The organism is Mesorhizobium sp. M1252 (genome assembly GCF_040318265.1).
Taxonomy (GTDB): Bacteria; Pseudomonadota; Alphaproteobacteria; order Rhizobiales; family Rhizobiaceae; genus Mesorhizobium.
In genome coordinates, this window is sequence record NZ_JAMYLX010000005.1 from 400,956 (window position 1) to 410,991 (window position 10,036).

5 protein-coding genes are annotated in these 10,036 nt (G+C 64.1%); 1 reads left to right on the top strand and 4 read right to left on the bottom strand.

The window, feature by feature from the left end; genetic code table 11:
- The first annotated feature begins 112 nt into the window (after nucleotides 1-112).
- Nucleotides 113-1,468: an LLM class flavin-dependent oxidoreductase gene (locus NKH22_RS13565; RefSeq protein ID WP_352909807.1), complete on the top strand. Its 1,356-nt coding sequence runs from the start codon at nucleotides 113-115 to the stop codon at nucleotides 1,466-1,468.
- Between the two features lie 62 nt (nucleotides 1,469-1,530).
- Here NKH22_RS13565 and NKH22_RS13570 read toward each other — a convergent pair whose 3' ends face one another.
- From NKH22_RS13570 to NKH22_RS13585, 4 genes are all read right to left on the bottom strand, one after another.
- Nucleotides 1,531-3,240, bottom strand: a complete 1,710-nt coding sequence (locus NKH22_RS13570; protein ID WP_352909810.1) for a trimethylamine N-oxide permease — start codon at nucleotides 3,238-3,240, stop codon at nucleotides 1,531-1,533.
- Nucleotides 3,241-3,546: 306 nt separating this feature from the next.
- Nucleotides 3,547-5,916 carry a trimethylamine N-oxide demethylase gene (locus NKH22_RS13575; protein ID WP_023692163.1) on the bottom strand — a complete coding sequence of 790 codons (2,370 nt, stop codon included), beginning with the start codon at nucleotides 5,914-5,916 and terminating at the stop codon, nucleotides 3,547-3,549.
- A 350-nt stretch (nucleotides 5,917-6,266) separates the two neighbouring features.
- Nucleotides 6,267-6,884 (bottom strand): sarcosine oxidase subunit gamma, encoded by a 618-nt coding sequence (locus NKH22_RS13580; RefSeq protein WP_023692162.1) that lies wholly within the window; start codon nucleotides 6,882-6,884, stop codon nucleotides 6,267-6,269.
- Nucleotides 6,877-9,870 carry a sarcosine oxidase subunit alpha gene (locus NKH22_RS13585; protein WP_352909812.1) on the bottom strand — a complete coding sequence of 998 codons (2,994 nt, stop codon included), beginning with the start codon at nucleotides 9,868-9,870 and terminating at the stop codon, nucleotides 6,877-6,879. The genes NKH22_RS13580 and NKH22_RS13585 overlap by 8 nt, the downstream gene beginning before the upstream one ends.
- Nucleotides 9,871-10,036: the final 166 nt, after the last annotated feature.

Consider the following 10,036-nt stretch of genomic DNA (forward strand, 5'->3'; position numbering starts at 1 on the left):
ATGCTTCGCGGCGCCGGTTTTGCGAACAGAATTCCTTTCCAGGACGGCAAAGCCGTCCGATCCTGCTTACATATCGGAGCGGCAACGCTCATTCGCATCAGGTGATCATCCCATGGCAGACAACAAGCAATTGCGGCTCGGCGCCTTCATGCGTCCGGTCAGTCTTCACACCGGGGCCTGGCGCTATCCCGGCTCATATCCCGATGCCAACTTCAACTTCGCCCATCTGAAGCGCTTCGCGCAGACGCTTGAGGCGGCGAAGTTCGACGCCTTCTTCATGGCCGACCATCTGGCCGTTCTCAACATGCCGATCGAGGCGCTACGGCGCAGCCACACGGTGACCTCGTTCGAGCCGTTCACGCTGCTGTCGGCGCTCGCCGCCGTCACTGATCATATCGGCCTTGTCGCCACCGCATCGACAACCTTCGACGCGCCCTATCACATTGCCCGCCGCTTCGCCTCGCTCGACCATATCAGCGGCGGCCGCGCCGGCTGGAACATCGTCACCACATCCAATCCCGACGCCGCGCTGAACTTCGGCCTCGACGAGCATGTCGAGCACGACGAGCGCTATCACAATGCGCGGGAATTCTACGATGTGGTGACCGGCCTCTGGGACAGCTTTGCCGACGACGCCTTCATCCGCGACGCCGAGAGCGGGCTCTATTTCGATCCCGCGAAGCTGCATGTGCTCGACCATAAGGGTGAGCATCTCTCGGTGCGCGGCCCGCTCAACATTGCGCGGCCGGTGCAGGGCTGGCCGGTCATCGTCCAGGCCGGCGCATCTGAGGCCGGGCGGCAGCTGGCAGCCGAAACGGCGGAGGTGATCTTCGCCGCCCATTCCGATCTGGCGGCTGGGCAGCGCTTCTTTGCCGATGTCAAAAGCCGGGCCGAGAAGCTCGGCCGTTCGCGCGACGACATCAAGATCCTGCCCGGCGCCTTCGTCATCGTCGGCGACAGTGTCGAGGAAGCACAGGCCAAACGCGCCAAGCTCGACAGCCTGGTCTATTACGAGAGCGGCATTGCCTCGCTGTCGATCGCGCTGGGGCACGACGCATCCGGCTTCGATCCCGACGCGCCCTTGCCCGAAATCCCCGAGACCAATGCCTCGAAGAGCGGCCGCGAGCGCGTCATCGAGCTGGCGCGCCGGGAGAATTTGACCGTCCGCCAGCTGGCGCAGCGGCTCGGCGGCTATTCCGGCCTTGCTTTCGTCGGCACGCCGAAAACCATCGCCGATTCGATGGAAGAATGGCTGTTTGCCGAAGGGTCAGACGGCTTCAACGTCATGTTCCCCTATCTGCCTGCCGGGCTCGACGACTTCGCCGAGAAGGTGGTGCCCGAGCTGCAGCGGCGAAAGCTCTTCCGGCGCGAGTATGGGGGCACCACCTTGCGCGAGAATCTCGGCCTGAAGCGTCCGCCGAACCGGTTCTTCAAAGGCTCCGAAGGGGCCATTCGCAAGGCCGGCTGACGTCCTGCCATAAAAAGAAACAGGCGCGCCGAAGCGCGCCCATTCTTTTCAAGCCATCACTTTCAGATGACGAAGTACCAGTTGGCGAGCAGCATCACCACCACGCCGGCGACCAGCGTCAGGTAGGGCAGCATGCCTGCCTTTTTGACCGAGAGGTCTGCGCCCGCCATGCCGAGGTCGGCCAGCATGTGGTCGGGGAACTTGCCCTTGTCCTGGACGTAGTGCCGGTAGCAGAACACCGGGATGATCAAGGCGGCTGTGATCAGGCCGGCCCACAGCGCCATCGGGTTCCACACCTTGGCGCCGGCGCCCATGAAGATGGCGTTGACATAGGCGAAGATGGCGCCGAGGCCGAGCAGCCAGCTCGGCGCCTTCCACGGCCGGACGATGTGGCCGTTGTCGATGCGGTGGATCCAGCCGGCATTGAGGTTGAGGAAGTTGAAGATGATGTAGCCGCAATTCGACACGGCGAGGATGAAGAAGAAGCTCGTCGCGTCGGCCGAGGCGATGGCCAGCACGATCAGGTTGAAGACGAGATCGGTCCACATGGCGCGCGTCGGTGCGCCATGCTCGTTGACATGGCTGAGATAGCGCGGCAACCAGCCGTCGACAGAGCCCTGGTAGAGCGTGCGCGACGAGCCGGCCATTGCCGTCATGATGCACAGCACCAGCGCCAGGATCATCAGCATCACCAAGAGGCTGTGGATCAATGCGCCACCGCCGACCATGCCGGCCAGTGCATCGGCGACACCGGAGCCGTCGACGATCGGCGTCGCCAGCATGCCGTTGAGGCCCAGCACGCCCTGGAAGGTGAAGGGCACCAGGATGAACAGAAGCATGCAGAGCAGGCCGGAATAGAAAATCGCCTTGAACGTGTCGGTGCCCGGGTTCTTGAACTCCGATGTGTAGCAGACGGCGGTCTCGAAACCATAGGTCGACCATGCTGCGATGAACATGCCGCCCAGCACCAGCGTCCAGCCGGCAATGTTCCACGAGCCGGGCTCCGGCGCGTAAGCCGCCGCCAGCGGCACCAGCGGCGAAAAGTTTGCCCAGTTGATCTGGCCGGTGACGATCGGCACGACACCGACGATCAGCATCGGGATAATGACCAGCAGGCCGATATACTTCTGCACATTGGCGGTGCCGAGAATGCCGCGATGCTGGATCGAGAAGATGATCAGCATCAGCACCGCGCCGATGAAGAAAGTGGCATTGAGGGTGAAGGAGACAGGACCCAGCGTATGGCTGAACAGCGTCCAGTTGCGGATCGCCGGCGTGGCCGCCGCGGTCACCGCGGCGATGGCGTCGGCAGGCACCGTTCCGGCATGCGCCGCGATATAGGCGACGACGTCCGGCGACGCCTCGGTGAACAGCGGCACCGGCGCCAGCGCGTTGAGAATATAGGCGGCGGCAATCGAGCAGCCCAGCGACAGCACCGGCGACCAGGCGAACCAGTTGCACCACACCGACAGCGGCGCGATGAACTTGGAATAACGCAGCCAGGCGGTGGCGCCGTAGATCGAGGCGCCGCCCGACTTGTTCGGGAACAGGCCGGCGATCTCGGCATAGGTGAAGGATTGCAGGAAGCCCATGATCATGGAAGCGATCCAGATCCCGAAGGCCAGCGTTCCCGTCGTTCCGGCAATGCCGCCGATCGAAAACAGGACAAGGGCAGGAACGCCGCTCGCCACCCAGAAGGCGCCGCGCCAGTCGATGTTGCGGAGCAGCTTGCCTTCAGCGGGCTGCTCCAGGGCAGTGGTAATCGTGCTCATCTGTCTGAATTCCCCATTTTGTGTTCCCGGCCGGTGATGCCTCGGCTTCGCGAAGCTTGTTCCCCGGTACATGACCGCACGACTCCAGTGTTTCCACTCAGTCGTATTTTTTTCTTAACAGTGAAGATTGATCCGGCGCGCTTTCACGTCAAGTGATTTGTGGCGTCGTGCACATCACGGTTGCGAAACGCTCGCTTTGTCCTTCTCCCCTTGTGGGGTGAGAAGCGGTCCGCGGTAGCGGACGGAAAGCCAATTGCTTTCGAGCTTCGAACGCCCTGAGCCTGCGAAGGGCCGGGGGTGCAACCCTCAGGATCGCGGCCTGGTCTTTTGCGGATCGTAGTGAGAGAAGGCCACCACCCGCGCCGGCAGCCGCTTGGCATGACCGTCGAGCTTGCCGATCTCCACCTCTGTGCCGATTGCCGCGTGGGTGACGTCAAGCCTCGCCAGAGCGATGTTTTTGTTCAGCACCGGCGAGCGCATGCCCGAGGTGACGACACCGATCTGGGCGCGGCCGATATGGACGCAATCCCCATGGCCGACGGCGACATTGCTGTCGATGTCGAGGCCAACGAGCTTGTGCTGCGGATGTTCCTTGCGCCTTATCAGCGCCTCGCGGCCGATGAAATCGTCGGTCTTGGCCTTCAACGGTACGGTGAAGCCAATGCCCGCCTCGAACGGGTCGGTCTGGTCGGAGAATTCGTAACCGGCGAAGATCAGCCCGGCTTCGATGCGCACCATGTCGAGTGCCTGCAGGCCCATCGGCTTCAGCCCGTGCGGCTGGCCGGCCTCCCAGATGGCATCGAACACTTTTTCGGCGTCGCGTGGGTGGCACCAGATTTCGTAGCCGAGTTCGCCGGTATAGCCGGTGCGCGACACCACGACCGGAATGCCATTGCCGCCGCCGATGCGCGCGACAGCGAAGCGGAACCATTCGAGTTCGTCGATCGACGGTTGCAGCGGCGAGGTCCAGACCACCTCTCGCAAAATGTCACGGCTCTTCGGCCCTTGGACAGCGACATTGTGCATCTGGTCGGTGGACGAGCGCACCAGCACGTTGAGGCCAAGCTTCTTTGCCGTCTCGCGCAGCCATTCGCCGGACAGGTCATCGCCGCCGACCCAGCGGAAATTGTCCTTGCCGAGCCGCAGCAGCGTGCCGTCGTCGATCATGCCGCCATGCTCGTAGCACATGGCGGAATAGACGACCTGGCCGACGCCGAGCTTCTTGACGTCGCGAGTCAGCGTGTATTGCAGCAGCGCTTCGGAATCGGGACCGGTGACCTCGAACTTGCGCAGCGGCGACAGGTCCATGATCACCGCGTCCTGCCGGCAGGCCCAGTACTCGGCGATCGGCCCCTCTTTGGCGAAAGAATTGGCCAGCCAATAACCCCGGTATTCCACGAAGTTGCGGGTGTGCTTGGCGAAGCTTGAATGGAAGGCGGTCTCGCGGGTCATTTTCGGTTCCGAATCGGGCGTCATGCGTCTGGCGATCGCTCGCGAGAATTTGTGTTGGCCGGAATAGGTTCGCACATGGATGTCGGTCGGGTTCCAGCCATTGGCCGGTGTCGTGTCGTCGGGACAGGCGGAGGAGACGCAGACGATGTCGGTGAGCGCCCTGAGCAGGACATAGTCGCCGGCGCGCGACCACGGCTCATCCGACACCATCACGCCATGGGCGTCGATCTCCGTGTTGAAGAAGAAGTTGATCGCCATCCAGCCGGCGCGGGGCGTCACGCCCTTGTCGGCCAGCGCGCGATTGAAGTTCTCCGAGCAGTTGGTGTGGCCGGGATAGCCGATGTCGTCGTAATATTTGGCGGCACACGCCAGCGCGAACGCGTCATGCCGGCCGCATGTGTCCTGGATAACCTCGACCAACGGCTCCATGTCCTGGTCGTAATATTTCGAGTGAAGGCCGGGCATCGGGTAGCTCGACCCCATCAGCGTGCGCGTCGTCGTTACGTCGAGCGGATGGTCCAGCCCCTTGTCCAGCTTGCGCGCCGAGAAGCACTGGAAATCGGTGCACTGGCGGCCGTCGACATCGATGATCTGCAGGTAGTCGCCCGCCTTGACGAAATAGGATTCGGCCGTCGCCGAATGGACGCGCAGGTCTAGCACCGGATCGGCGAGCGGATCGGCAAGCTGCGACTTCGTTTTCAGCCGGATGGTGTTGCGCCGCACGAGAACGGTGAGCGGCGTTGCCGTATCATGGCCGTCGACGAGCATCGGCCCGCCGGGTGCGGCAATCAGCATCGCGCCGTCGCGCGTGACCGTGAATGCCTGCTCGGTGCCGGCAGGCGTTGCGCCACCGAACACACGCACCGCCTTGGGCTCGTCGAGCTGCACCTGGCGGCGCTCAAGGCCACGACGGACGGAAGCCAGGCTGTCATCGCCCTCGGCCAGAAGCGCCTTGATCCCGGCGGCATTGCTGTTGGACTTTTCGCCGAGGATGGAAGGATCGGTGGCGCCGGTCCTGTCCCAGGCCAGCAACTCGCAAGCCTGCCCGCCCTCGACATTGCGCACGGTGAACGTATCGCCGGCCTCGACCTCGATCAGCACCGCGCCATTCCCCAGGATAGTATGGCGCTCCATGCCCGGCGGCAGCGCGATCTGGCCGGGCCTCAGGATGAGGCTCGGCCGCGGCGGCCCGGCTGTCACTGAAGGGTAGGGCGACTGGCTCATCTCAGCCTTGCGGTTACAGAAACAAGTTTGCCTGTGTGTAAAATTATTTTAGCAGCAAGAATAGCAGCGCGGTTGGGTTTGGCAAGGTGGAGGTGGCGATCTCGACGCGGTCGCTGCAGGTTAGACCCTTCCAATCAAACCCATCTTCCGAACGCCAGCGCCGCCCCCTCATCTGGCTGCCGCCATCTTCTCCCCGTAAACGGGCGAAGCTGTCGTCGCCGGTTTCGCCAATCGCCAACGTTGCAGGACGAGCGCCGAGGCTGCGACCAGCTTCTTTCTCCCCGTCACTATACGGGGAGAAATGCCCGGCAGGGCGATGAGGGTCGGCGCCAACACCTGAAACTATCGAGCTAAAGCTCCTCGGAATGCCCGATAGCCACACCATACTCCGCAGCCGAATCCAACATCGTGTGCCACAGACTTTCGGCAAACGTCGCAAACATCAGGAGGTTGAACACCGCCTGCCCATCCGCCTTGTCACCACCACGCCAGAGCGTGACGCTGGTGTGATCCATCGAGGTCGCGGCAGCAGCGCCAACCGGAAACGCATCGGGATGCAAATCAATCGACGACAGTTTCGCCAGCATGGCGCGCGCCTTGGGGCCGCAGATGCTGATCAGCACGCGTGCATGCGATTGGTCGGATAGCGAAGCGGAAGATGCAAAGGTCTGAGCGAGCACCTCAGTCCTGCCACCCTTCGACAGGACAAAAAAATGATCCGGTCCCGACCAGATCAGCGTCGCATCCGCGGTGCCAACCGCCTTCGGCGTTTCCGGAGCCGCGACGCCGAAACGAGCGTTCGCGGCCTTGGCCAAATCACCCGCCTTGCCGCGCCGTGCCATCACCTGGACGAGGTCGAAATTGCGGATCTCGGTCAGCGACACACCGGCATCGCCTTGCGGGCCGTAAGCGCCAGGAGCGAGCGCGCGCTCGAGCGGGCTGCGAACATCCCAGGAAAAATCAGCCACGCTGGCGCCCTCCATCGAGATCGTAGAAGACGGGATTGCAGAGTTCGACATCATAGTCTTCACCGCGCAGCGGATCACGCGCGTGGACGATCTCGCCGATGCGTTCGCGGCCGCGCTCGACAAGGCCGAGACCGATCCACTGGTCGAGCGTCGGCGAGAAGCAGACCGAGGTGACGTAGCCCTGGTCGTTATCAGGCCCGGGCGTCTGGCCCTTCGGGATGATGTGCGCGCCGGAGCGCAGGCGGCGCGCCTTGTCGACCGGCTTGATGCCGACCACGACCTGCCGGTCCGGCGCGACCAGCGCCTCGCGGCCGGCCATGACGCGACCGATGAAATCCTTCTTGGTCGACATCATCTTGCCGAGGCCGAGATCGGCGGCGGTCGTCGTGCCGCTCAGTTCCGGTCCGGCGACATGGCCCTTTTCAACGCGCATGACGCCGAGGGCTTCTGTGCCATACGGCGTCACGCCGAACGGTTTTCCCGCCAGCATCAAATTGCGTGCCATCGCTTCACCGTAACGCGCCGGCACCGAAATCTCGAACGCCATCTCGCCGGAGAAGGAGATGCGGAACAGCCGCGCCTTGATGCCGCCGCGCAAAGCGACTTCGCGCACGCCCATGAATGGAAAACCTTCGTTCGAAAGGTCCTCGGCAGGGTCGACGATTTCCTTCAACAGGTCTCGCGTCCTTGGCCCGGCAATCGAGAATTGCGCCCACTGGTCGGAGACCGAGGTGAGTTGCACGTCGAGTTCGGGGAATAGCACCTGCCGGCAGAATTCGAGATGCTGCATCACCAGCCCGGCCTTCGCCGTGGTCGTGGTGAGGAAATAATGGTCATCGGCCAGCCGCGAGGTCGTGCCGTCATCATAGACGAGGCCGTCCTCGCGCAGCATCAGCCCGTAGCGGGCTTTTCCCACGGCAAGGTTTGAGAAGGTGTTGATGTAGACGCGGTCGAGGAAGGCGCCGGCATCGGGGCCGTGCACATCGATCTTGCCCAGCGTCGACACATCGCAGAAGCCGACGCCGCCGCGCACCGCCTTGACCTCGCGGGTGACCGATTCCAGCCAGTCTTTCTCGCCGGCGCGCGGATACCATTGCGCGCGCTTCCACAGGCCGGTGTCGACAAAGATCGCGCCTTGTTCGGCCGCCCAGTGATGCGACGGCGTCAGCCGCGTCGCATGGAAATTTTCGTCGCGATGGTGGCCGGCAAAAGCGCCGATGGCGACCGGCACGTAGGGCGGGCGATAGATGGTCGTGCCCGTCTCGGGAATGGATTTGCCCGTCACCGCCGCCATGATGGCGAGGCCGGCGACGTTGGATGTCTTGCCCTGGTCGGTCGCCATGCCGAGCGTGGTGTAGCGCTTCAGATGCTCGACCGATTCAAAACCCTCGCGCTGCGCCAGCTCGATGTCGGATGCCGTGACATCGTGCTGCTGGTCGACAAAGGCTTTGCCCTTGCCGGCGACGTGCCAGAGAGGCGTCAGCGAGAAGGACTCGTCGCCGGCAACAGCTGCAGAGCCCGGATTGCCATTGCGTCCCGCGTCCCGCGCCGCTGCGGCGCCGGCCTCGAAACCTGCGCGCAGGCAGGCGCCTAGCCCGAAGCCGCCGTTAGCCGCACCTGCGGCGACCATACCGGGCGGCGCGCCGTCCGGCACGAAGGCGGCGATGTCGTCTCGCCATTTCGGCCGGCCGCGATGGTAAGAGGTGAGCCCGACCGCCGGATTCCAGCCGCCGGAAACGGCAAGCCCGTCGGCCTCGACCTCGGCGCGCGCGCCGCCGGTCAGCGACACCGCTATTTTTCTTACGCCGTCCTTGCCGCCGTCGACGCCGCTGACCGAACCATGCAGCACGGTGAAGCCGTTCCTGGAAGCGAGAGAACGATGGGCAGGCGAGACGTCAGGCCGCGCGTCGATCACCGCCGCGATCTGCAGCCCGGCGCCGAGTGCCGTCTCGACCGTGCGCCAGCCATCCTCATTGTTGGTGAACAGCGCGATCCGCTTTGCCGGCGTCGCCGCATAACGTGTGACGTAGGTGCGGATGGCGGACGCCATCATCACGCCGGGCGTGTCATTGCCGGCAAAGACGATGGGACGCTCAATCGCGCCGGCGGCGACGACGCAGCGCTTGGCCACGATGCGCCACAGGCGCTGGCGCACCTGATGCTCGGGCGGCACCGGCAGATGATCGTTGACCCGCTCGATCGCGCCATAGGTACCGCCGTCATAGACGCCGAACAGGGTCGTGCGGGTCATGATGCGGACATCCGGCATCGAGCTGAGCTCGGCCAGTGTGCGCGACAGCCACTCCGCGGCCGGCAGACCGTCGATCGTGCCGCCATCCGACAACAGACGGCCGCCGGGCGCAAAATCTTCTTCGCACAGGATGACGCGCGCACCGCTGCGGCCTGCAGCGAGTGCGGCGGCGAGACCGGCCGGACCAGAGCCGGCGATCACCACATCGCAATGCGCCCAGGCCTTGTCGTAGTGATCCGGATCGGGGGTGACCGCCGCGCGACCCAGACCCGCGGCGCGTCGGATCGCCGGCTCGTAGACCATTTCCCAGAATTTTGCCGGCCACATGAAGGTTTTGTAGTAGAAGCCGGCGACGAAGATCGGTGCGAACAGCTGGTTCACCGACATCACGTCGTGGCGCAGCGACGGCCAGCGGTTCTGGCTGGCCGCTTCGAGGCCTTCATAGAGTTCGGCCGTCGTGGCCTTGGTGTTGGCCTCGCGCCGTGCGCCGGTGCGCAGTTCGACCAGCGCGTTGGGTTCTTCCGAGCCCGCAGTCAGAATGCCGCGCGGACGATGGTATTTGAACGAGCGGCCGACCAGCTTGACGCCATTGGCGACCAGCGCCGACGCCAGCGTGTCGCCCTGGAAGCCGGAAAATGTCGTGCCGTCGAAGCGGAAGGTGAGGGGGGTGGAACGGTCGATGAGACCGCCGGATGAGAGACGATGAGAGGTCACGATGTCCAGCCTCTGATCCATATGGTGTCATGGCGAAGGATGGCGCCGCCCCTTACCCTCCCCCTTGTGGGGAGGGTCGCTGCGCAGCAGCGGGGTGGGGGTGCGGCACCGACCCCCACCCGGACCTGCGGTCCGACCTCCCCACAAGGGGGAGGTAGGGGGCTGGCGCTTTTCGCGACGGCTACGA